The sequence below is a fragment of the Mycobacterium sp. NGS45 genome (genome assembly GCF_059812645.1).
Genome location: NZ_JCALDB010000002.1, coordinates 178,957 through 202,292 on the forward strand (window position 1 = coordinate 178,957; position 23,336 = coordinate 202,292).

Annotated in this window: 16 protein-coding genes and 1 pseudogene; 10 read left to right on the plus strand and 7 right to left on the minus strand. The window is 67.7% G+C overall.

Going from position 1 to position 23,336, the window contains the following annotated elements:
• Window positions 1-130 precede the first annotated feature (130 nt).
• On the plus strand, window positions 131-3,280 hold the full coding sequence (gene ileS / locus AC5Y3P_RS03095) for an isoleucine--tRNA ligase (protein ID WP_500044431.1): 3,150 nt from the start codon (window positions 131-133) through the stop codon (window positions 3,278-3,280).
• A gap of 16 nt (window positions 3,281-3,296) precedes the next feature.
• On the opposite strand, the gene AC5Y3P_RS03100 is transcribed toward ileS, so the two are convergent.
• Together AC5Y3P_RS03100 and AC5Y3P_RS03105 are read right to left on the minus strand one after the other, a co-directional pair.
• Entirely contained in the window at window positions 3,297-3,758 is a 462-nt protein-coding gene (locus AC5Y3P_RS03100; protein ID WP_500044432.1) for a DUF4383 domain-containing protein, read from the minus strand.
• A gap of 69 nt (window positions 3,759-3,827) precedes the next feature.
• Window positions 3,828-4,037, minus strand: a complete 210-nt coding sequence (locus AC5Y3P_RS03105; RefSeq protein ID WP_500044433.1) for an RNA-binding S4 domain-containing protein — start codon at window positions 4,035-4,037, stop codon at window positions 3,828-3,830.
• 515 nt (window positions 4,038-4,552) lie between these two features.
• Between AC5Y3P_RS03105 and AC5Y3P_RS03110 the strand changes: the two genes are divergently transcribed.
• The gene (locus tag AC5Y3P_RS03110; RefSeq protein ID WP_500044557.1) at window positions 4,553-5,869 is read left to right on the plus strand and encodes a DNA polymerase IV; all 1,317 of its coding nucleotides are present in this window, start codon (window positions 4,553-4,555) and stop codon (window positions 5,867-5,869) included.
• A 25-nt stretch (window positions 5,870-5,894) separates the two neighbouring features.
• Here AC5Y3P_RS03110 and AC5Y3P_RS03115 read toward each other — a convergent pair whose 3' ends face one another.
• The gene (locus AC5Y3P_RS03115; RefSeq protein ID WP_500044434.1) at window positions 5,895-6,815 is read right to left on the minus strand and encodes an asparaginase; all 921 of its coding nucleotides are present in this window, start codon (window positions 6,813-6,815) and stop codon (window positions 5,895-5,897) included.
• 162 nt (window positions 6,816-6,977) lie between these two features.
• Here AC5Y3P_RS03115 and lspA point away from each other — a divergent pair, with 162 nt between their 5' ends.
• The 3 genes from lspA to rarD all read left to right on the plus strand — a co-directional run bounded on the left by lspA (window position 6,978) and on the right by rarD (window position 9,384).
• On the plus strand, window positions 6,978-7,529 hold the full coding sequence (gene lspA, locus AC5Y3P_RS03120) for a signal peptidase II (RefSeq protein ID WP_500044558.1): 552 nt from the start codon (window positions 6,978-6,980) through the stop codon (window positions 7,527-7,529).
• A 14-nt stretch (window positions 7,530-7,543) separates the two neighbouring features.
• Window positions 7,544-8,455 carry an RluA family pseudouridine synthase gene (locus tag AC5Y3P_RS03125; protein ID WP_500044559.1) on the plus strand — a complete coding sequence of 304 codons (912 nt, stop codon included), beginning with the start codon at window positions 7,544-7,546 and terminating at the stop codon, window positions 8,453-8,455.
• A 71-nt stretch (window positions 8,456-8,526) separates the two neighbouring features.
• Window positions 8,527-9,384, plus strand: coding sequence for an EamA family transporter RarD (rarD, locus tag AC5Y3P_RS03130; RefSeq protein WP_500044560.1), 858 nt, complete (start codon window positions 8,527-8,529; stop codon window positions 9,382-9,384).
• A gap of 51 nt (window positions 9,385-9,435) precedes the next feature.
• Here rarD and AC5Y3P_RS03135 read toward each other — a convergent pair whose 3' ends face one another.
• Window positions 9,436-9,921: a GNAT family N-acetyltransferase gene (locus AC5Y3P_RS03135; protein ID WP_500044435.1), complete on the minus strand. Its 486-nt coding sequence runs from the start codon at window positions 9,919-9,921 to the stop codon at window positions 9,436-9,438.
• Between the two features lie 154 nt (window positions 9,922-10,075).
• Here AC5Y3P_RS03135 and dnaE point away from each other — a divergent pair, with 154 nt between their 5' ends.
• Window positions 10,076-13,624 carry a DNA polymerase III subunit alpha gene (gene dnaE, locus AC5Y3P_RS03140; protein WP_500044436.1) on the plus strand — a complete coding sequence of 1,183 codons (3,549 nt, stop codon included), beginning with the start codon at window positions 10,076-10,078 and terminating at the stop codon, window positions 13,622-13,624.
• Between the two features lie 24 nt (window positions 13,625-13,648).
• On the opposite strand, the pseudogene AC5Y3P_RS03145 reads toward dnaE, so the two are convergent.
• Window positions 13,649-14,134 (minus strand): annotated as a pseudogene (locus AC5Y3P_RS03145) (hypothetical protein); the annotation flags it as partial.
• A 54-nt stretch (window positions 14,135-14,188) separates the two neighbouring features.
• On the opposite strand from AC5Y3P_RS03145, the gene AC5Y3P_RS03150 reads away from it, so the two are divergent.
• Genes AC5Y3P_RS03150 through ilvA form a run of 3 tightly spaced genes read left to right on the plus strand, consistent with a single transcriptional unit; the run spans window position 14,189 to window position 17,245 of the window.
• On the plus strand, window positions 14,189-15,463 hold the full coding sequence (locus AC5Y3P_RS03150) for an HNH endonuclease (RefSeq protein WP_500044437.1): 1,275 nt from the start codon (window positions 14,189-14,191) through the stop codon (window positions 15,461-15,463).
• Between the two features lie 25 nt (window positions 15,464-15,488).
• Entirely contained in the window at window positions 15,489-15,926 is a 438-nt protein-coding gene (locus tag AC5Y3P_RS03155; RefSeq protein ID WP_500044438.1) for a nitroreductase family deazaflavin-dependent oxidoreductase, read from the plus strand.
• A gap of 38 nt (window positions 15,927-15,964) precedes the next feature.
• Window positions 15,965-17,245, plus strand: coding sequence for a threonine ammonia-lyase IlvA (ilvA, locus tag AC5Y3P_RS03160; RefSeq protein ID WP_500044439.1), 1,281 nt, complete (start codon window positions 15,965-15,967; stop codon window positions 17,243-17,245).
• Here the strand turns inward: ilvA and AC5Y3P_RS03165 are convergent.
• Window positions 17,242-18,327, minus strand: a complete 1,086-nt coding sequence (locus AC5Y3P_RS03165) for a class I SAM-dependent methyltransferase (RefSeq protein ID WP_500044440.1) — start codon at window positions 18,325-18,327, stop codon at window positions 17,242-17,244. The genes ilvA and AC5Y3P_RS03165 overlap by 4 nt on opposite strands.
• 93 nt (window positions 18,328-18,420) lie before the next feature.
• A complete protein-coding gene (locus AC5Y3P_RS03170) occupies window positions 18,421-19,311 on the minus strand; it encodes a PAC2 family protein (RefSeq protein ID WP_500044441.1) in 891 nt (296 codons plus the stop codon).
• 250 nt (window positions 19,312-19,561) lie between these two features.
• On the opposite strand from AC5Y3P_RS03170, the gene metH reads away from it, so the two are divergent.
• Window positions 19,562-23,302 (plus strand): methionine synthase, encoded by a 3,741-nt coding sequence (metH, locus tag AC5Y3P_RS03175; protein ID WP_500044442.1) that lies wholly within the window; start codon window positions 19,562-19,564, stop codon window positions 23,300-23,302.
• Window positions 23,303-23,336: the final 34 nt, after the last annotated feature.

A 23,336-nucleotide genomic window follows, 5' to 3' on the forward strand; every position in this document is an offset into this window, starting at 1 on the left:
GGTGGGCCCGTGATCGCCCGAGTTTGAGCGGCACGCCGAGTGCGGTGTGCAAGCGGGGTGGTACCGCGGTGCTCGCGCCACTGGCGCGTCGTCGTCCCCGTGCCCGGTGAGTTAGGCACAGGAGACGGACGTGGCACAGAGCGGTTACCCCAAGCTGGCGGGTGGAAGCCCGGACTTCCCGGCCCAGGAGGCCGACGTGCTGGCCTATTGGGCCGCCGACGACACCTTCAAGGCCAGCATCGCGCGGCGCGAGGGGGCCCCCGAGTACGTCTTCTACGACGGTCCGCCGTTCGCCAACGGCCTGCCGCACTACGGGCATCTGCTGACCGGTTATGTCAAGGACATCGTGCCGCGCTACCGCACCATGCGCGGCTACAAAGTGGAACGCCGATTCGGCTGGGACACCCACGGTCTGCCGGCCGAACTCGAGGTGCAGCGCCAGCTCGACATCACCGACAAGGCCCAGATCGAAGAGATGGGCATCGAGAAATTCAACGACGCCTGCCGCGCCTCGGTGTTCAAATACGCCGACGAATGGCGCTCGTATGTCACCCGGCAGGCCCGCTGGGTGGACTTCGACAACGACTACAAGACCCTGGACCTGAGCTTCATGGAGTCGGTGATCTGGGCCTTCAAACAGTTGTGGGACAAGGGACTGGCCTACGAGGGCGTGCGGGTGCTGCCGTACTGCTGGAACGACGAAACCCCGCTGTCGGCCCACGAACTACGGATGGACGACGACGTCTACCAGAGCCGGCAGGACCCGGCCATCACCGTCGGGTTCCGGGTCGCCGAGGGTGCACTGGCCGGTGCGCACCTGCTGGTCTGGACCACCACGCCGTGGACGCTGCCGTCGAACCAGGCCGTGGCGGTCAACCCGGAGGTCGACTACGTCGAGGTGGCCGCACCCGACGGCAACCGCTATGTGCTGGCCCAGGCCCGACTCGGTGCCTACGCGCGCGAACTGGGCGAGGAACCCGAGGTGCTGGCCGAGCATCGCGGCGCCGACCTGCTGGGCCTGCGGTATCTGCCGCCGTTCCCGTACTTCGTCGATACCGATCACGCGCACAACGCCTTTCAGGTGCTCCGCGGTGACTTCGTCACCACCGAGGACGGCACCGGCATCGTGCACATGGCGCCGGCCTACGGTGAGGACGACAAGGCCACCACCGACACCGTCGGAATCAAGCCGGTCACGCCGGTGGACTCCAAGGGGCGCTTCGACATCACGGTGCCCGACTACACCGGTCAGCACGTGTTCGAAGCCAACCCGCACATCATCCGGGATCTGAAGAACCACACCGGTTCTGCCGCCACCAACGGTGCGGTGCTGCTGCGGCACGATACCTATGAGCACTCCTATCCGCACTGCTGGCGTTGCCGCAACCCGCTGATCTACCGCGCGGTGTCGTCCTGGTTCGTCAAGGTCACCGAGTTCCGGGACCGGATGGTCGAACTCAACCAGCAGATCACCTGGTATCCCGAACACGTCAAGGACGGTCAGTTCGGCAAGTGGCTGGCCGGCGCCCGGGACTGGTCGATCTCGCGGAACCGCTACTGGGGCACGCCGATTCCGGTGTGGCGCTCCGACGACCCGGCCTACCCGCGGATCGACGTGTACGGCAGCCTGGACGAACTCGAACGCGACTTCGGGGTACGTCCGGACAACCTGCACCGGCCCTTCATCGACGCGCTGACCCGACCCAACCCCGACGACCCGACCGGCAAGTCGACCATGCGCCGGATCGAGGACGTGTTCGACGTGTGGTTCGACTCCGGTTCGATGCCGTATGCGCAGGTGCACTATCCGTTCGAGAACCAGGAGTGGTTCGACGGCGACGCTTCCGGTGCCGATGCGCACTTCCCGGGCGACTTCATCGTCGAGTACATCGGCCAGACCCGCGGCTGGTTCTACACGTTGCACGTGCTGGCCACCGCGCTGTTCGACAAACCGGCGTTCAAAACCTGTGTCGCGCACGGCATCGTGCTGGGCAACGACGGCCAGAAGATGAGCAAGTCGCTGCGCAACTACCCGGACGTCTCCGAGGTTTTCGACCGCGACGGCTCGGATGCCATGCGCTGGTTCCTGATGGCTTCACCGATCCTGCGCGGCGGCAACCTGATCGTCACCGAGCAGGGCATCCGCGAAGGGGTCCGGCAGGTGCTGCTGCCGCTGTCCAACGCCTACAGCTTCCTGGCCCTGTACGCGCCGAAACCCGGTGCGTGGCGCACAGATTCTAAACATGTCCTGGACCGCTACATCCTGGCCAAGCTGGCCGCACTGCGCGATGACCTGACCGCTTCGCTGGACACCTGCGACATCTCCGGTGCCTGCGATCAGCTGCGCCAGTTCACCGAGGCCTTGACCAATTGGTATGTGCGCCGGTCCCGGTCCCGGTTCTGGGACGAGGATCCCGACGCCATCGACACCCTGCACACCGTGCTCGAGGTGACCTGCCGGTTGGCTGCGCCGTTGCTGCCGCTGGCCACCGAGGTGATCTGGCGCGGCCTGACCGGCCAGCGTTCGGTGCACCTGACCGACTGGCCCGAACCCGCCGTCGTACCGGCCGATCCGGAGTTGGTGGCCGCCATGGACCGGGTCCGCGACGTGTGCTCGGTCGGGTCCTCGCTGCGCAAGGCCAAGAAGCTGCGGGTCCGGCTGCCGCTGTCGAAACTGACCGTCGCCACCGATGATCCCGATGCGTTGGCCCCGTTCGTGGACCTGATCGCCGACGAACTCAACGTCAAGGCGGTGCAGTTGACCGCGGACATCGCGAGCTACGGCCGCTTCGAGTTGGCGGTCAACGCCCGCGCCGCCGGGCCGCGGATCGGCAAGGACGTGCAGGCCGCGATCAAGGCGGTCAAGGCCGGCGAGGGGGTGCTCAACGCCGACGGCACCTTGACCGCCGGCCCGGCCACCCTGCTGCCCGAGGAGTTCAGTTCCAAACTGGTTGCGGCCGAACCGGAGTGGACTGGAGCGCTGCCCGAAGGGGCCGGCTTGGTGGTGCTCGACGGTGCGGTGACACCCGAGCTGGAAGCCGAGGGCTGGGCCAAGGACCGGATCCGCGAACTGCAGGAACTGCGCAAGTCCACCGGCCTGGAGGTCTCCGACCGGATCAGCGTGCGGATGGCGGTACCGACCGATTACCGGGAGTGGGCCAGCACGCACCGCGACCTGATCGCCGGTGAAATCCTGGCCACCAGCTTCGATTTCACCGACGCGCTGACCGACGGCACCGAGATCGGGGACGGCGTTCGGGTGGCGATCGCCAAGGTGTGACCAGGCCCGCCGGGACTCACTCGATGATGCCGGGGCTACCGGGCTGCGGGCCGGTGGCGGCGCCGCGCGGAATGCCGCGGCCCAGAACCAGGCCGAGCCCGATCATCACCACCGCCAGGCCCAGATGCAGCCAGTTGTCGGCGGTGTTCACCGGCAGGAAGTTCGCCGAGCTGTCCCGGTCGATGACCATTCCGTAGGCCCACACCACGCCGTAGATCAGGCCGCCGCCGACCAGGTAGGCCCGCGCTGCGGTGAAGCTGCGCGCCAGCAGCACGCCGGCCACCCCGAACGCCAGGTGCACCAGGTTGTGCAGCACCGAGACGTGGAACACGCCCAACAGCAGGGCGCCGGAATGATGCCCGGCGAAGGTCAACTCATTGACGTCGGTGGTCAGCCCAGGAATGAACCCGGCCACCCCGACCAGAAGGAACACCACACCGAGCAGAAGTGCGCTCAACCGCACAGGTGAGCTGGTCATAGTTGCCTCCTCGACGTCGCCGACCGACTGGCGAAGGGCTACCCGCTGCGCCGGAGACCAAACCGCCGGCTACGTCGTGACCCGGGCGGTGCGGCCGGCGAAACCGACCACGTCACCGGCCCGCAGCTGGCGGCCGCGGCGCCGCTCGACGTCGTCGTTGACCGTGACCAGACCGTCGCCGATGACGGCCTTGGCGTCGGCGCCGGAATCGATCAGCCCGGCCAACTTGAGGAACTGGCCCAGTCGAATGGTCTCGTCGCGGATGGGCACATCGTCCATGGGCAACAGGCTAGCCATCGGGGGCACCACCGAATTCCGGTGGGTGCAGGTCAAGTGCCCAAAAACAGGTCTCGGCGGTAGGTATCCGGTTACTGTTCGTACAGCCGGGGGGCAAGGGGTTCCGGGATGAACAGAGGGGGAAATCGTGAACCGAAAGAGAAGTGCAGGGGGCCGGAAGATCCCGGCAGTCCTCGCCGCGGCGGCAGGCATAGCAGCCTTCGGGCTGTTCAGCACGCCGGTGGCGAGCGGACAGGAACTCGGCCAATGTCCCGAGGGCCAGTTCCGCACCAGCGACGGCTCAGGATGTGCCGAAGTCCCAGATCCGACTGATTACGGCTGTCCCGCAGGGGATTTCAAGTGCATGTTCGACACTATGGCCCCGCCGAACTGAGGCCCGGTCGGGTCGCGAGGTGATGGCGACCTGCGTGATCGCGCGACCGGGGTCCGAGGTCTCGCGGGGTCCGACCTAGCATCGGTGCGTGGATCGGTCGGCCCGGTGGGTGCTGCATCTGGACATGGATGCGTTCTTCGCATCCGTCGAGCAGCTGACCCGGCCGACGCTGCGGGATCGTCCGGTGCTGGTCGGCGGGCTCGGTGGGCGCGGCGTGGTGGCCGGCGCCAGCTATCAGGCCCGGGTGTTCGGCGCCCGGTCGGCCATGCCCATGCATCAAGCGCGCCGCCAGGTGGGTGCGGCTGCGGTGGTGCTGCCGCCGCGCGGCGCCGTCTACTCGGTGGCCAGCCGCCGGGTGTTCGACACCGTGCGCACCATGCTGCCGGTGCTCGAACAGCTGTCCTTCGACGAGGCATTCGGTGAACCGCACGAACTGGCCGGCGCCTCAGTGGCCGAGGTGGAAGCGTTCTGCGCGACGCTGCGCGGCCGGGTACGCGAGGAAACCGGTCTGGTCGCGTCGGTGGGAGCCGGCTCGGGCAAGCAGATCGCCAAGATCGCGTCCGGCCTGGCCAAACCCGACGGCATCTGGGTGGTGCACCGCTCGGCCGAACGCACGCTGCTCGACGGCCTGCCGGTCCGCAAGTTGTGGGGGATAGGTCCGGTCGCCGAGGACAAGCTGCACCGGCTCGGCATCGAAACCATCGGACAACTCGCTGCCCTGGACGACGCCGAGGCGGCCAGCATCCTGGGGGCCACCATCGGCCCCGCGCTGCACCGGCTGGCCCAGGGCATCGACGACCGACCGGTTGCCGAGCGCGCCGAGGCCAAGCAGATCAGCGCCGAATCGACGTTCGCCGCCGACCTGGTCACGCTGGACCAGTTGCGGGAGGCCACCGGTCCGATCGCCGAGCACGCGCACCGCCGATTGTTGCGCGACGGCCGCGGTGCCCGCACCGTGACGGTCAAGCTCAAGAAGTCGGACATGACCACGCTGACCCGCTCGGCCACCCTGCCGTACGCCACCACCGAACCGGCCACGCTGATCGCCACCGCCCGCCGGCTGCTGCTCGATCCCGTCGATATCGGCCCGATTCGCCTTCTGGGCGTTGGCTTTTCCGGACTTTCCGATGTGCGCCAGGAGTCGCTGTTCCCGGAACTCGAACAGCAGGAGGTCGAACTCGGCGACACTCGGGCGCCGGCTGCGCAGGCCGCCCCGGAAGCCGGTGGCTGGCGGATCGGCGATGATGTCCACCACCCGCAGTGGGGTCACGGTTGGCTGCAGGGCGCCGGGCACGGCGTGATGACCGTGCGGTTCGAGACCCGCAGCACCGGGCCCGGCCCGACCCGGACTTTCGCGGTGACAGACCCCGAGATCACCCGGGCCGATCCGGTGGACAGTTTGGACTGGGCGGACTACCTGGCCGAGTTGCCCGACGAGTGATGCCTGGTGTGCATACCGAACCGCACTAGGGCAGCTTCAGTTCGGTGAGTACGTCGGCCAGCGGCCGATCGAGCGGCAGCGTCGCCAGCAGCAGCACCCGCACCTGCGCGGGGGACAGCCGCGACACCGGGACCGCTCCGGCGTCGATCATGGCCGCACCCGGACCGTAACTCGGACCCACCAGCGCGCCGGGAACCCGACTGGACAGTGCGATCAACACCCCGGCAGCGCAGTGTCGACGCACCCCCTCGACCACCGCATCTCCGGCGTTGCCGGAACCCAGAGCGGCCAAGACGACGGCGCGCGCCCCCGCCGCTACGCACGCATCCAGCGCCACCGGGTCGGCACCGGCGTACACCGTCACGATGTCCACCCGAGGCGCGGCCTCGGCGCGCGCGGGTCCCAGCCGCACCCGCTGTTTGGCTGTCGGTGTCACCAGGGTGCCCTCGAAGAGCGGATCGGCGCCGATCTTGCGCATCCCGAGCGGCGCCAGCATTCGACCGGCAAAGCACACGAAAACCCCTTGCCCGCGGGCTGCCGGATCGGCGGCCAACCGCAGCGCGTCGCGCAGGTTGCCGGGTCCGTCGGCGTCGGGGTGATCGGCGCTGCGCGCAGCTCCGGTGAGCACCACCGGAGCCCGCCCCGAGTAGGTCAGCTCCAGCCACAGTGCGGTTTCTTCCAGGGTGTCGGTGCCGTGCGTGACGACCACGCCGTCGGCCCCGCCGGCGTCGGCGTCCGCGACGGCGGCTGAAATCAGGTCCCAATCCCGGGGCGTGAGATTCGAGCTGTCCTTGGCCAACAGGTCGACGACGTCGACTTCGAGGTCGGCCTCGAGTCCGAGGTCGGCGACCAGTTGCCGACCGCTCTGTTCGGGCCGTTTGACGCCGTCAGCCCCGGTTCTGGTGGCGATGGTGCCGCCGGTGGCGATCACGACGACGCGGGTCATGCGTCGATCTTGCCGCACCGCGGAATCCGGCGCGGAGCAGCCGCAACGTGATCCGGCGGCGGTTTAGGGGATGATGGGGGCGTGAGTGACGAAACATCGGGCCCGACGGAGTCGTCGACCGAGTCTGGTGTCGACACCTCGGCCGCACCCGAGGCCACGCCGCTGACCGAGGATGCCGAACCCGCCGACCCGCCGCGCCGCCGGCTGCGACTCCTGCTGGTGGTCGCGGCCCTGGTGCTGCTGGTCGACATCGTCACCAAGGTGCTCGCGGTACGGCTGCTGACGCCGGGTCAGCCGGTGTCGATCATCGGTGACACCGTGACCTGGACCTTGGTGCGTAATCCCGGCGCGGCGTTCTCGATGGCCACCGGGTACACCTGGGTGCTGACCGTGATCGCCACCTTCGTGGTGATCGGCATCGTCTGGATGGGTCGACGGTTGGTGTCGCCGTGGTGGGCCATCGGGCTGGGCATGATCCTCGGCGGCGCCCTGGGCAACCTGGTCGACCGGTTTTTCCGGGCCCCCGGGCCACTGCAGGGCCACGTCGTCGACTTCCTGTCGATCGGCTGGTGGCCGGTGTTCAACGTGGCTGATCCCGCGGTGGTCGGCGGCGCCATCCTGTTGGTCGGCCTGTCGCTGTTCGGTTTCGACTTCGACTCGGTGGGCCGTCGTAAGGGCGACGAGCCGAGCCCGGCCGGCGCGGAATCCGAGTGAGCACAGAACGATCCATGCCGGTGCCCGAGGGCCTGGCCGGTATGCGGGTGGACGCCGGACTGGCCCGGCTGCTGGGGCTGTCCCGCACCGCGGCAGCCACCCTGGCCGAGGACGGCGGCGTCGAGATCGACGGCGTACGCGCCGGCAAGTCCGACCGATTGGCCGCGGGTGCCTGGCTGGACGTCAAGCTGCCCGACGCGCCCCCGCCGGTGCAGAACACACCCGAACACATCGAGGGCATGGCCATCCTGTACTCCGACGCCGACATCGTCGTCGTCGACAAACCGCCCGGGGTGGCCGCGCACGCCACCGTCGGCTGGCACGGACCGACTGTGCTGGGCGGCCTGGCCGCCGCGGGTTTCCGGATCAGCACCTCAGGCATCCACGAACGGCAGGGCATCGTGCACCGCCTCGACGTCGGCACCTCCGGAGTGATGGTGGTGGCGCTGTCCGAACGCGCCTACACCGCACTCAAACGCGCGTTCAAGGCGCGCACCGTCGACAAGCGCTACCACGCGCTGGTGCAGGGCCATCCGGACCCGTCCAGTGGCACCATCGATGCGCCCATCGGCCGGCACCGCGGGCACGACTGGAAGTTCGCGGTCACCGAGGGCGGTCGGCACAGCATCACCCATTACGACACCGTCGAGGCGTTCACCGCGGCCAGCCTGCTCGACGTGCACCTCGAGACCGGCCGCACGCATCAGATCCGCGTGCATTTCGCGGCCCTGCACCATCCGTGTTGCGGGGATCAGACCTACGGGGCCGATCCCACCTTGGCCAAACGACTCGGCCTGGAACGGCAATGGCTGCACGCCCGGTCGCTGGCGTTCACCCATCCCGGCGACGGCCGACACTTCGAAATCACCGCACCCTATCCGGACGACCTGCAGCACGCCCTGGACGTGTTGCGCCGACACGAGTGAATCCACCTCCGGTACAAGGTAATTCCCGGTCCGGCCTACTGTTCGGGATCGGCGCCTACCTGTCCTGGGGGATGTTCCCGGCGTTCTTCCCGCTGCTCGAGCCCGCCGGCGCGGTCGAGATCCTGGCGCACCGGATCTGTTGGACCGCGTTGTTGATGGCGGTGGTGATCGTGGTCGCCCGCCGACTCGGCGACCTGATGTCGATGCCCGCAAAGGTGTGGCTGCTGCTCGGCGCGGCCGGGGCGCTGATCGCGATCAACTGGGTGACCTACATCTACGCGGTGAACAACGGCCATGTCGTCGACGCCGCGCTGGGGTACTTCATCAACCCGCTGGTCAGCGTCGCGCTCGGAGTGCTGCTCTTCGGTGAGCGGTTGCGCGCCGGGCAGGCCGCGGCGTTGGCGATCGCAGTGCTGGCGGTGGTGGTGCTGACCGTCGCGGCCGGCACGCTGCCCTACATCGGGCTGGCGCTGGCGCTGTCGTTCGGGCTGTACGGTGCGGTGAAGAAGGTGGTGCCGGTCGACCCGCGGGTCAGCGTCGGCGTGGAGTCCGCCCTGGCCGCGCCGTTGGCACTGATCTACCTGGTGGTGCTGGCCTACACCGGGCACGGCACCTTCACCGGGCATGGTGGTGGGCACGCGGCGTTGCTGATGCTGTCCGGGGTCCTCACCGCGGTGCCGCTGCTGTTGTTCGCGGCCGCGGCGCAGCGACTGTCGCTGGTGACGCTCGGGTTGCTGATGTATCTGAATCCGGCCATGCAGCTGAGTTGGGGGGTGTTGGTCGGCAAGGAGCCGATGCCACCGGCCCGGTGGGTGGGTTTCGGGTTGATCTGGCTGGCGCTCGTGGTGTTCAGCGCCGAGGGGCTGTTGCGCGCCCGCCGCACCCGCGGCGCCGCGCTGGGCCCGCCGGCCGGCGAACTCGGCGGTTGACGCCGACGTCGTCGTCTCGGCCGGTCTGCCCGAGCTGCACTCGGCGCCGGCTCAACGCAGTGGCCGCGCCAATACCAGGTTGCCGTCCTCGTCGGTGCCGCGCAGCGTGGTGAACCCGGATTTGGCCAGCACGCGCAGGCTGCGGGCATTGTCGGGGCGCACCGCGGCGCGCACCCGCACGCCGGCCGTGTCGGTCAGCGTGAGCAGGGCCCGCAGTGCCTCGGTGCCGAACCCCCAGCCCCACGCCTCGCGCACCAGCCCGAAACCCACCTCGGCCTCGGCGACGCCGTCCGCGGCGTCGGTCGGCGCACCGAAGAAGCCGATGGTCCCCAACGTGGTGACGCCACGCACGATCGAACGCGGACCCCAGGGGTCGCCCTCGATCCACAGCCCGACGGCGTCGACGTCGTCCTCGCGCGGGAAGTCCGGATGCCAGTTGCGCGGGCGGGCCGCCTTACCGCGGATCGCGGCGACGTCGGCCGCGCTGAACAGACCCAACCGGAGCCGCTCGGACGTGATGACCTGAGGCAGACCCACCGTGGGATTCCTTCCGTAGCTGCGCCGGCGAGCAGCGTAACGGGGCGCCGAGCGTCCGGTGTGCGCGACGCACCGTGGCGACACGCCGGACACGCGCGACACCCGGCTGACGATGGCTCGAGCTGTCGGGGCTCGGGCCTAGACTGACTGGCCTATGGGAAACAGTGCTTCGTTCGTGCATCTGCACAACCACACCGAGTATTCGATGCTGGATGGTGCCGCGAAGATCACCCCCATGCTGGCCGAGGCCAACCGCTTGGAGATGCCCGCGATCGGGATGACCGACCACGGAAACATGTTCGGCGCCAGTGAGTTCTACAACGCTGCGGTCAAGGCCGACATCAAGCCGATCATCGGTATCGAGGCGTACATCGCCCCCGCGTCGCGGTTCGAGACCCGGCGCATCACCTGGGGCGATCCCAGCCAGAAGTCCGACGACGTGTCGGCCGGCGGCGCCTATCTGCACATGACCATGGTCGCCGAGAACGCGACCGGGCTGCGCAACCTGTTCAAGCTGTCCTCACTGGCCTCGTTCGAAGGACAACTGGGCAAGTGGCCCCGGATGGACGCCGAGATCATCGCCGAGCACGCCCAGGGGATCATCGCCACCACCGGATGCCCGTCCGGTGAGGTGCAGACCCGGCTGCGGCTCGGCCACTTCGACGAGGCCGTGGCCGCCGCGGCCAAGTGGCGTGAGATCTTCGGCCCGGACAACTTCTTCCTCGAGTTGATGGACCACGGCCTGTCGATCGAACGGCGGGTCCGGGAGGGGCTGCTCGAGATCGGCCGCAAGTTGGCCATCCGGCCGCTGGCCACCAACGACTGTCACTACGTCACGCAGGACGCGGCGCAGAACCACGAGGCGCTGCTGTGCATCCAGACCGGCAAGACGCTCTCGGACCCCACCCGGTTCAAATTCGACGGTGACGGCTACTACCTCAAGACGGCCGCCGACATGCGGGCGATCTGGGACGACGAGGTACCCGGCGCGTGTGATTCCACGCTGCTGATCGCCGAACGGGTGCAGCCCTACACCGAAGTCTGGGAGCCGGTGGACCGGATGCCGGTTTTCCCGGTGCCCGAAGGCCACGATCAGGGTTCCTGGCTGCGGCACGAGGTGCTCGCCGGGCTGGCCGAACGGTTCCCCGGCGGGGTGCCGCAGGACTACCTCGACCGCGCTGACTACGAGATCGACGTGATCTGCGGCAAGGGCTTCCCGTCCTACTTCCTGATCGTCGCGGACCTGATCAACTACGCGCGCTCGATCGGCATCCGGGTCGGTCCGGGCCGCGGTTCGGCGGCCGGTTCGCTGGTCGCCTACGCGCTGCACATCACCAACATCGACCCGATCCCGCACGGTCTGCTCTTCGAGCGGTTCCTCAACCCGGAACGCCCGTCGGCGCCCGACATCGACATCGACTTCGACGACCGTCGGCGCGGTGAGATGGTGCGCTACGCCGCCGAGAAGTGGGGCAGCGACCGGGTGGCCCAGGTCATCACGTTCGGCACCATCAAGACCAAGGCTGCGCTCAAGGACTCGGCGCGCGTGCACTACGGCCAGCCCGGTTTCGCGATCGCCGACCGCATCACCAAGGCGCTACCGCCGCCGATCATGGCCAAGGACATCCCGGTGTCCGGTATCACCGACCCGAACCACGAGCGCTACAAGGAAGCCGCCGAGGTTCGCAGCCTGATCGACACCGACCCGGACGTGCGCACCATCTACCAGACTGCGCTCGGGCTCGAGGGCCTGGTCCGCAACGCCGGTGTGCACGCCTGCGCGGTGATCATGAGCTCGGAGCCGTTGATCGACGCGATCCCGCTGTGGCGCCGCCCGCAGGACGGCGCGATCATCACCGGTTGGGATTACCCGTCCTGTGAGGCCATCGGCCTGCTCAAGATGGACTTCCTGGGGCTGCGCAACCTGACCATCATCGGTGACGCCCTGGAGAACATCAAAGCCAACCGGGGCGTCGACCTGGACTTGGAGACGTTGCCGTTCGACGACCCGGCAGCCTACGAATTGCTTTCCCGCGGAGACACTCTCGGGGTGTTCCAGCTCGACGGCGGGCCGATGCGGGATCTGCTGCGGCGGATGCAGCCCACCGAGTTCAACGACATCGTGGCGGTGCTGGCGTTGTACCGCCCCGGGCCGATGGGCATGAACGCGCACAACGACTACGCCGACCGCAAGAACGGCCGCCAGCCGATCAAGCCGATCCACCCGGAACTCGAAGAACCGCTGCGCGACATCCTGGCCGAGACCTACGGCTTGATCGTCTACCAAGAGCAGATCATGTTCATCGCGCAGAAGGTCGCCTCCTACACCATGGGTAAGGCCGACGCGCTGCGTAAGGCCATGGGCAAGAAGAAACTCGAGGTGCTCGAAGCCGAGTACAAGGGTTTCTACGAGGGCATGACCGCCAACGGCTTCTCCGAGGCCGCCGTCAAGGCGCTGTGGGACACCATCTTGCCGTTCGCCGGATATGCGTTCAACAAGTCGCACGCCGCCGGCTACGGTCTGGTGTCCTATTGGACGGCCTACCTCAAGGCCAACTACCCGGCCGAATACATGGCCGGCCTGCTCACCTCGGTCGGCGATGACAAGGACAAGGCCGCGGTCTACCTGGCCGATTGCCGTCGGCTCGGCATCACGGTGTTGCCGCCGGATGTCAACGAGTCGGTGCAGAACTTCGCCTCGGTGGGCACCGACATCCGGTTCGGTCTCGGTGCGGTCCGCAACGTGGGGGCCAACGTCGTCGCGTCCCTGGTCGAAACCCGAAGGCAAAAAGGCAATTTCACCGACTTCTCGGATTATCTGAACAAGATCGAGGTGGCGGCCTGCAACAAGAAGGTCACCGAGTCGCTGATCAAGGCCGGCGCGTTCGACTCGCTCAAGCATGCCCGCAAGGGTCTGTTCCTGGTGCACGCCGACGCCGTCGATTCGGTGCTCGGCACCAAGAAGGCCGAGGCCATGGGTCAGTTCGACCTGTTCGGGTCGGGTGACGGTGACGGCGACGGCGGATCCGACCCGGTGTTCACCATCAAGGTGCCCGACGAGGAGTGGGACGACAAGCACCGGCTGGCGCTGGAGCGCGAGATGCTGGGCCTCTACGTGTCCGGACATCCGCTCGACGGGGTGGCCCACCTGCTGGCCAACCACGTCGACACCCAGATCCCGGCGATCCTGGAAGGTGATGTCGCCGACGACAGCTCGGTCAAGATCGGCGGCATCCTCACCGGTGTCGAACGGCGGGTGAACAAGAACGGATTACCTTGGGCCTCAGCGCAATTGGAGGACCTCACGGGTGGCGTCACGGTGCTGTTCTTCCCGCAGACCTACTCGGTGTACGGAGCTGACATCGCCGACGACGCCGTGGTGCTGGTCTCTGCCAAGGTGCGCCGCCAAGACGATCGGCTCTCGCTGATCGCCCATGAACTGGTGGTGCCGGACTTCTCCACCGCTCAAGCCGACCGCCCGATCGCGTTGAGCCTGCCCACCCGGCAGTGCACGGTGGACAAGGTCAGTGCCCTCAAGCAGGTGCTGGCGCGGCATCCCGGAACCTCGCAGGTGCATCTGCGCCTGATCAGCGGCGAGCGGATCACCACGCTGGAATTGGATCAGTCACTGCGGGTTACGCCGTCCTCGGCGTTGATGGGCGACCTCAAGGCGCTGCTGGGTCCGGGCTGCCTGGGCGGCTGACTCCGGTGCTGCGCGCAGCGCGGCTCAGTGCAGCAAGCTGACCGCGCGTGCGAAGACCAGCGCGATCGTCGTCGTCGCGACCAGCGACTGGACGGTCATCATCGCCTTGGCCCAGCGGCTCAGCGGCATGGTGTCGGTGGGGGAGAAGGCCACCGCGTTGGTGAACGCGACGTAGAGGTAGTCGACGAAGATCGGCCGCCAGTCCGGCGGGGCGTGGTCCGGATCGGACATCTGCGGAAACAGGAAGTCCGGGTACTGGCGCCGGCCCGAGAGCCGCGCCAGCGGACCACCCCGGTCCAGCAGCCAGTACCAGACGCCGAACGAGATCACATTGGTGATGTAGATGGCGCCGCCGCTGCCCAGCGGGATTGCCACGTCGTCGTCCACGCCGCCGGTCAGGATGCGATGGACCAGCACCACGGCCGAGGCCGTGTTGTCGATGGTGATGGCGGCGATCAAGATCCGGGTCGCCCAGGTCGCGGTGAAGCTGTAGCGCGACGGTTCGGGTGGTCCGGCGCAGGCATGGCCTTGCGAGTCGTCGCCCGCGGCGCTAGAATCGAAAGTATGTTCGAACGGTTGCCCGAGATCGACGCCAACGCCGACGAGGCGGCGCTGATTTCCTACATCCGTGAGTTGGAGACGCTGAAGGCGACGGCGGCCGCTCGGCAAGCGCAGGCCACCGCGGCCCTGGCCGCTGTCCGTGATGCTGCGGAGGCGGCGCGGGGCGTGCCGGCCAAACGCCGCGGGCGGGGCGTGGCCAGTGAGGTGGCGCTGGCCCGGCGTGACTCGCCGGCCCGCGGCAACCGTCATCTCGGCTTTGCCAAAGCATTGGTGCACGAGATGCCGCACACCTTGGCGGCGCTGGAATCCGGTGTGCTCTCGGAGTGGCGGGCCACGCTGATCGTGCGTGAATCGGCCTGCCTGGACGTCGAGGATCGGCGCACGCTGGATGCGGACCTGTGTGGTGATCCGGCAGCGTTGGAGGGTTTGGGTGACGCCCGGATCGCGGCCGACGCCAAGGCGATCGCCTACCGACTGGATCCGCACGCCGTCGTCGACCGCGCGCGTCGCGCCGAGGCGGAACGCAACGTGAGCGTCCGCCCCGCGCCGGACACCATGGCATACCTGACCGCCTTGTTGCCGATGTGCCAAGGCGTTGCGATCTACGCAGCCTTGAAGCGGGCCGCCGACACCACCTTCGATGATCGCTCGCGCGGTCAGATCATGGCCGACACGCTCATCGAACGCGTCACCGGCCGGCCGGCCGATGTCGCCACCCCGATCGCGGTGAACCTGGTGCTGTCGGACAACGCGCTGTTCGGCGGAACCGAGCCGGCCACGGTCAGTGGCTACGGACCGGTGCCGGCGCCGCTCGCGCGTCAACTCGTCGAAGCGGCCGTCAACGACCCCGAATCTCAGGCCACGCTGCGTCGCCTGTACGCGCGTCCGGCCGCCGGATCGCTGGTCGCGATGGAATCGCGGTCACGGATCTTCCCCAAGGGCCTGGCGCAGTTCATCGGGTTCCGCGACCAGCGTTGCCGCACACCGTATTGCGACGCGCCGATCCGGCACATCGATCACATCACCCCGGCTGCGCGCGGCGGGGCGACCAGTGGCGACAACGGCGACGGAATGTGTGCGGCCTGCAATTACACCAAGGAGGCCGAGGGCTGGGTGGTCGTCACCGAGTTGAGCGCCGGCGGCCGCCATTCCCTCGTGGTTCGGACACCGACCGGGGTCCGATATCGATCGACCGCGCCGCCGGTGCTGCCGGGTTGGCCGCACCGCGAGCGGGGCGAGGTCGAGCACGCGCTGGCCTGTTCATTGCACGCCGCCTAGCTGAAGACCCCGATAGGCTTCGGCCATGCCACTTTCCGGAGAGTACGCACCCAGCACGTCGGATTGGGCCCGGGAGAACGCCGAGTTGATCATGTCCTCGGGCGGAACCCAGGGCATGGAGATGCGCGGCATGCCGGTGATCCTGCTGACCACGGTCGGGGCCAAGACCGGCAAGCTTCGCAAGACGCCGCTTATGCGGGTCGAACACGAGGGCCAGTACGCGATCGTGGCGTCACTGGGCGGGGCACCCAAACATCCCGTGTGGTACCACAACGTCAAGGCGCATCCGCGCGTCGAGTTGCAGGACGGCACCGTCACCCGGGATTACGAGGCCCGCGAAGTTGTCGGCGAGGAGAAGGCGTTGTGGTGGGAACGCGCGGTCGCGGCCTTCCCGGATTACGCCGACTATCAGCGCAAGACCGACCGGCAGATCCCGGTCTTCGTGTTGACGCCGGTCGAATAGATTTTTCTGCGCAAATGCCGACGTGGCACCATTGACCGGTGTCCGCTGATCTGAGCCACGATGCCCTGGTGTCGCCGCTGTGCGCGGCCGACGTGGAGGCGGCGGCGGAACGCATCAACGACGTGGTGGCGCCCACCCCGCTGCAGTTCAGTGACCGGCTCTCGCAGGCCACCGGCGCGCAGGTCTACCTCAAGCGGGAAGACCTGCAGGTGGTGCGGTCCTACAAGCTGCGCGGTGCCTACAACCTGCTCAAGCAGCTCTCACCGGACGAGATTGCCCAGGGCGTGGTGTGCTCGTCGGCCGGCAACCACGCCCAGGGTTTCGCGCTGGCCTGCCGCTCGATGGGCATCCGCGGTCGGGTCTACGTGCCGGCCAAGACGCCCAAACAGAAGCGGGACCGGATCCGTTATCACGGCGGTGAGTACATCGAACTGATCGTCGGCGGCACGACCTACGACATGGCCGCGGCGGCGGCCGCCGAGGACGTCGCGCGCACCGGCGCCACCCTGGTGCCACCGTATGACGACCTGCGCACCATGGCCGGCCAGGGCACCATCGCCGTCGAGATCCTCGACCAACTGGACGGCGAACCCGATCTGGTGGTGGTACCGGTCGGCGGCGGCGGCTGCATCGGCGGGATCACGTCGTACCTGGCCGAGCGCACCAGTGCCACCTCGGTGATGGGTGTGGAACCCGCCGGCGCGGCGTCGATGGTCGCGGCGCTGTCCGCCGGCCACCCGGTCACGCTCGAGCACCCGGACCAGTTCGTCGACGGTGCGGCAGTCGCGCGGGCCGGTCGACTGCCCTTCGAAGTGCTGGCGGCAGCCGGCGACATGGTGTCGTTGACCACGGTGGACGAGGGCGCGGTGTGCACCGCGATGCTCGACCTCTACCAGAATGAAGGCATCATCGCCGAACCCGCGGGCGCCCTGTCGGTGGCGGGCCTGCTGGAGAACGACATCAGTGCCGGGTCGACAGTGGTGTGCCTGATCTCGGGCGGCAACAACGACGTCTCGCGCTACGGCGAGGTGTTGGAGCGTTCGCTGGTCCATCTGGGCCTCAAGCACTACTTCCTGGTCGACTTCCCGCAGGAACCCGGTGCGCTGCGCCGATTCCTCGACGACGTGCTCGGACCCAACGACGACATCACCTTGTTCGAGTACGTCAAGCGCAACAACCGGGAGACCGGTGAGGCGCTGGTCGGCATCGAGCTGGGCTCGGCCGCCGACCTGGAAGGCCTGGTCGCACGGATGAACGGTTCGGACTGCCACGTCGAGCTGCTCGAGCCCGGCTCACCGACCTACCGCTACCTGACCTAAGGCCGCACCTCGAACACGTTGTTGAACGGGGTGCTGGCCGCCAGCCGGAAGCGGGTGAACCCGGCTGCGGTCACGATGTCCTGGATGCGCGCCGGGCCGGCCTGGGTGCCCAGCGCCATACCCACCGGCTGGGCCAGCGCGGCGGGCGTGCACAGCAGCGTCGAGAATCCGTAGTAGGCCCGTCCGATCGGGGTGAGATTGTCCTCGACCCGATCGCCGGCAGCCGGTTCGACGATCATCCAGGTCCCGTCCTCGGCGATGATCTCGCGGATGTGCCGGGCCGTCCCGAGCGGATCTCCCATGTCGTGCAGGCAGTCGAACATGGTCACCAGGTCATACGGGCCGCCGGTGACGGTGTCGGCCGTCGCGGTTCGGAAGTCGATCTGCGCACTCAGTGCGCCGGCCCGCTGCCGTGCGGTGCTGACCGAATCCGGGTGGCAGTCGACGCCCAGGAACGTCGAGCGGGGAAACTCCTGCGCCATCAGGATCGTCGATGCGCCATGCCCACAACCGATATCGACCACCGCCGCGCCGGACTCGAGCTTGCCGACCACACCGTCGAGGGCCGGCAGCCACCCGGAGATCAGATGAGCGTTGTAGCTGGGCCGGAAGAACCGTTCGCAACCGGTGTGCACATCCGTGCTGTGCTCACCCCAGGCGACGCCCCGACCGGTGTGCGCGTCGGCGAGGATTCGGCTCGCATCACTGACGGTTCCGAGCGCGATCTGGAACAGGCCGGCCACGAAAGCCGGACTCGTCTCGTCGGCCAGCGCGACGGCTTGTTCCGGCGGCAGGTGGTAGCGGCCGGTCTCGGGTTCGTAGCCGACGAAGGATCCGGCGGCCTGAGCGTTGAGCCATTCCCGAGTGTAGTGCTCGTCGGTGTCGGTGTGCGCGGCGAGTTCGGCGGGCGTGCAGGCACCGTGCCGGGCCAGGCTGCGGTAGTAACCGAGGCGATCACCCATCACCACCAGGGCACAGTTCAACGCGGCCCCGGCTTCTTCCACGGCGCGGAACACGAACGCCGTCAACTTGTCCGGATCCACCGCCGGGGCAGTGGCCGCAACGTCGTGTGGTGTGGTCATTTCGGACTCCCTTCACCGCTGTCAGAATCGGTAGAAGTCCATGCTGTGTCCACAATCGGGCCGAAAACATGGGGCATTCGCCCCAACTTCGGGTCAGCCGCGAAAGCCCGGACCGCCGGGACCGCGGCGGCGCAGATAACGCTCGAACTCCGCGGCCAAGGCGTCGCCGTCGATCTTGCCGAGCACCTCGGTCATGTCCACCTCGGCGTCGCCGCGCTCCTCGAGCGCCGCGACGTACTCGGCGATCTCGTCGTCCTCGGCGGTCATCTCGGTGACCGCCTGCTCCCACTCTTCGGCCAGCTGCGGCAGGTCACCCAGGGGCACCTCGATGTCCAGCACGTCCTCGACGCGGCGCAGCAACGCCACCGTGGCCTTCGGGTTCGGCGGTTGCGAGACGTAGTGCGGGACCGCCGCCCAGAACGTCACAGCCGGGATGCCGGCGGCCACGCAGGCGTCCTGGAAGACCCCAGCAATGCCGGTCGGGCCCTCGTAACGGGTCTCCTCGAGCCCGAAGAACTGCGCCGAATCCGAGGAATAGGCCGCCCCGGACACCGGCACCGGTCGGGTGTGCGGGGTGTCGGCCAGCAGCGCGCCCAGGATCACCACGGTTTCGGCGTCCAACTTCTCGGCGATCCGCAGCAACTCGGCGCAGAACGAGCGCCAACGCATATTGGGTTCCACACCGTGCATCAGCACGATGTCCCGTTCGCTGCCCGGCGGCCGGCAGTGCGAAATCCGCATCGAAGGCCAGACCAACTCGCGCGTGACGCCGTCGATCTGCCGGATCACCGGACGATTCACCTGGTAGTCGTAGTAGGACTCGTCGTCGATCTCGATGATCGTGCTGGCATCCCAGATCGAGTAGAGATGCTCGAGCGCATCGCTGGCGGCATCGCCGGCGTCGTTCCAGCCTTCGAAAGCAGCCACCACGATCGTGTTGTGCAGTTCGGGCAAGTCGCCGCCATCAGAATCCGACGAGGTCACCCACCCAGCGTACGGGTTGCGCCGGGTCCCGGAGACCAGGTGAGGCCCAAGGGCAACTTGATAGGCCGACTACCCTGTTGGGGTGACCGCAGCCGCGCCGGCCGACGGGTCGGCCCGATGGCAGCGACCAGCTGGGCGTCCGAACGTCGATCGTGTGACGACGTAGACTGCTCTGGTCGAGAGGCGTTGCAACGGATGTCCGGGGAGGCCCTGGTATCCGCCACGCTCGGCAGAAGCAAGGACGCCTTCCGTGAAGGAAGGAACGCACGTGAACGCCCCGCCCGATATCCGCCCCGACTGCACCGACGAGCTGGCAGCAACGCTGCGCCGACGGATCATGGTGATCGACGGTGCGATGGGCACGGCCATCCAGCGGGACCGCCCGGACGAGGCCGGTTACCGCGGCGAGCGGTTCAAGGACTGGCCGAGCGATCTCGTCGGCAACAATGATCTGCTCAACCTGACGCAGCCGCAGATCATCGAGGCGATCCACCGCGAGTACCTCGAGGCGGGCGCCGACATCCTGGAAACCAACACCTTCAACGCCACCGCGATCTCGTTGTCGGACTACGGCATGGCCGAGCTCAGCTACGAGCTGAACTACACCGGCGCGGCGCTGGCGCGGGCGGCCTGCAACGAGTGCAGTACTGCCGAGCGGCCCCGCTATGTCGCCGGGGTGCTGGGGCCGACGACGCGGACCGCGTCGATCTCGCCGGACGTCAACGATCCGGGCGCCCGTAACGTCTCCTACGACCAGTTGGTCACCGCCTATCTCGAGGCCGCCAACGGCCTGGTCGACGGCGGTGCCGACATCCTGCTCATCGAGACGATCTTCGACACCCTGAACGCCAAAGCGGCGGTGTTCGCCGTCGAGACGCTGTTCGAGCAGCGTGGCCGCCGCTGGCCGGTGATCATCTCGGGCACCATCACCGATGCGTCCGGGCGCACGTTGTCCGGCCAGGTCACCGAAGCGTTCTGGAACTCGATCCGGCACGCCAAGCCGCTCGCCGTCGGTCTCAACTGCGCCCTGGGTGCCCCCGAGATGCGGCCCTACATTGCCGAGATATCCCGCATCGCAGACACATTCGTGTCCTGCTACCCGAACGCGGGCCTGCCCAACGCGTTCGCTGAGTACGACGAGACGCCGGAGCGCCAGGCCGGGTACGTCGCCGACTTCGCCGACGCGGGTTTCGTCAACCTGGTCGGTGGCTGCTGCGGGACGACGCCCGCCCATATCGCCGAGATCGCCAAGGTCGTCGACGGCAAGCCGCCGCGTCAGGTGCCGCAGATTCCGGTGGCCACCCGGCTCGCCGGCCTGGAACCGCTCAACATCGATGACAACTCACTGTTTGTGAACATCGGTGAGCGCACCAACATCACCGGCTCGGCGCGGTTCCGCAACCTGATCAAGGCCGAGGACTACGACACCGCGCTGTCGGTCGCCCTGCAGCAGGTCGAGGTCGGTGCGCAGGTCATCGACATCAACATGGACGAAGGCATGATCGACGGCGTCGCCGCGATGGACCGGTTCACCAAGTTGATCGCGGCCGAACCGGACATCAGCCGGGTCCCGGTGATGATCGACTCCTCCAAGTGGGAGGTCATCGAAGCGGGCCTGAAGAACGTGCAGGGCAAGCCGATCGTCAACTCGATCTCGATGAAGGAGGGCGAGGAGAAGTTCATCGCCGAGGCCCGGCTGTGCCGCAAGTACGGTGCCGCCGTCGTCGTGATGGCCTTCGACGAGACCGGGCAAGCCGACAACCTGGAGCGCCGCAAGGAAATCTGCGGACGCGCCTACCGGATCCTGACCGAACAGGTGGGCTTCCCACCTGAGGACATCATCTTCGATCCGAACTGCTTCGCGCTGGCCACCGGGATCGAGGAGCACGCGACCTACGGTATCGACTTCATCGAGGCCTGCGCCTGGATCAAGGCGAACCTGCCCGGGGTGCACATCTCCGGAGGTATCTCGAACGTGTCGTTCTCGTTCCGCGGCAACAACCCGGTCCGTGAGGCGATCCACGCGGTGTTCCTGTTCCACGCCATCAAGGCCGGCCTGGACATGGGCATCGTCAACGCCGGCGCCCTGGTGCCGTATGACTCGATCGACCCCGAACTGCGGGAGCGCATCGAGGATGTCGTGCTGAACCGTCGCGCGGACGCCGCCGAACGGCTGCTCGAGATCGCCGAGCGGTTCAACTCGAAGGACAAATCGGAGGACCCGAAGGCCGCCGAATGGCGCGACCTGCCTGTCCGCGAACGGATTACGCACGCGCTGGTGAAGGGTCTGGACGCCTATGTCGACGCCGACACCGAGGAACTGCGGGCCGAGATCGCCGCTGCGGGCGGTCGGCCGATCGAGGTGATCGAGGGCCCGCTGATGGACGGCATGAACGTCGTCGGTGACCTGTTCGGCTCCGGCAAGATGTTCCTGCCCCAGGTGGTGAAGTCGGCCCGGGTGATGAAGAAGGCCGTGGCGTACCTGCTGCCGTTCATCGAGGCCGAGAAGCAGCCCGGTGACGCCGAGCGCACCAACGGAATCATCGTGATGGCGACGGTGAAGGGCGATGTCCACGACATCGGCAAGAACATCGTCGGGGTGGTGCTGCAGTGCAACAACTACACCGTGATCGACCTCGGTGTGATGGTGCCCGCGCAGAAGATCCTGGCCGCGGTCGAGGAGCACAACGCCGACATCGTCGGGTTGTCCGGCTTGATCACCCCGTCACTGGACGAGATGTCCAACTTCGCGGTGGAGATGGAACGCGCGGGGCTGAAGATCCCGCTGTTGATCGGCGGCGCGACCACCTCGCGTGCGCACACCGCGGTGAAGATCTCGCCGCGGCGCAGCGGCCCGGTGGTGTGGGTCAAAGATGCCTCGCGTTCCGTTCCGGTGGCGGCCGCACTGCTCGACGACAAGCAGCGTCCGGCCCTGCTGGAGGCGACCGAGAAGGACTACGCGGCCCTACGTGAACGGCACGCGCAGAAGAACGAGCGGCCGATGGTGACGTTGGAGAAGGCGCGCGCCAACCGGACGCCGGTCGACTGGGACGGCTACCGGCCGCCGGTGCCCGCCATCGGTGCGGGAATACGGGAATTTCAGGACTACGACCTCGCCGAACTGCGTGAGTTCATCGACTGGCAGCCGTTCTTCAACGCCTGGGAGATGAAGGGTCGGTTCCCCGACATCCTCAACAACCCGGCCACCGGCGAGACCGCGCGCAAGCTCTATGACGACGCCCAGCAGATGCTGGACACCCTGATCAAGGAGAAGTGGCTGACCGCCAACGGGGTGATCGGGTTCTTCTGCGCCAACGCGGTCGGCGACGACATCGAGGTCTACACCGACGAGACCCGCACCGAGGTACTGACCACGCTGCACAACCTGCGCCAGCAGGGGGAGCACCGTGAGGGCATTCCGAACCGTTCGCTCGGCGACTTCGTCGCGCCGAAAGAAACCGGTCTGGCCGACTACGTCGGTGCTTTCGCGGTCACCGCGGGACTCGGTAGCCAGGACAAGATCATGGAGTTCAAGGCCGATCTCGACGACTACAGCGCCATCCTGCTGGAGTCGCTCGCCGACCGGCTGGCCGAAGCGTTCGCCGAACGGATGCATCAACGGGTCCGCAAGGAGTTCTGGGGCTACCAACCCGACGAGCAGCTGGACAACGATGCGCTGATCGCCGAGAAGTACGTCGGCATTCGCCCGGCCCCCGGTTACCCGGCCTGCCCGGAGCACACCGAGAAGGCGACGCTGTGGGAGTTGATGGACGTCAAGGCCCGGACCGGCATCGAGCTGACCGACTCGATGGCGATGTGGCCCGGCGCCGCGGTCAGCGGCTGGTATTTCTCCCACCCGCAGTCGCAGTACTTCGTGGTGGGCCGAGTGGGCCAGGAGCAGGTCGCCGACTACGCCCAGCGCAAGGGCTGGACGTTGGCCGAAGCCGAGCGCTGGCTGTCCTCCAACCTGGCCTACAACCCGGAGGACTGAATCGTGTGCTGAGTCACACGATTTCGCGCCGTCG

Coding starts and splice junctions, on each gene's coding strand:
- AC5Y3P_RS03100 (WP_500044432.1), bottom strand. CDS start 3,758: ATGACCAGCTCACCTGTGCGGTTGAGCGCACTTCTGCTCGGTGTGGTG.
- AC5Y3P_RS03105 (WP_500044433.1), bottom strand. CDS start 4,037: ATGGACGATGTGCCCATCCGCGACGAGACCATTCGACTGGGCCAGTTC.
- AC5Y3P_RS03110 (WP_500044557.1), top strand. CDS start 4,553: ATGGATGCGTTCTTCGCATCCGTCGAGCAGCTGACCCGGCCGACGCTG.
- AC5Y3P_RS03115 (WP_500044434.1), bottom strand. CDS start 6,815: ATGACCCGCGTCGTCGTGATCGCCACCGGCGGCACCATCGCCACCAGA.
- AC5Y3P_RS03125 (WP_500044559.1), top strand. CDS start 7,544: ATGCCGGTGCCCGAGGGCCTGGCCGGTATGCGGGTGGACGCCGGACTG.
- rarD (WP_500044560.1), top strand. CDS start 8,527: ATGTTCCCGGCGTTCTTCCCGCTGCTCGAGCCCGCCGGCGCGGTCGAG.
- dnaE (WP_500044436.1), top strand. CDS start 10,076: ATGGGAAACAGTGCTTCGTTCGTGCATCTGCACAACCACACCGAGTAT.
- AC5Y3P_RS03150 (WP_500044437.1), top strand. CDS start 14,189: ATGTTCGAACGGTTGCCCGAGATCGACGCCAACGCCGACGAGGCGGCG.
- AC5Y3P_RS03155 (WP_500044438.1), top strand. CDS start 15,489: ATGCCACTTTCCGGAGAGTACGCACCCAGCACGTCGGATTGGGCCCGG.
- AC5Y3P_RS03165 (WP_500044440.1), bottom strand. CDS start 18,327: ATGACCACACCACACGACGTTGCGGCCACTGCCCCGGCGGTGGATCCG.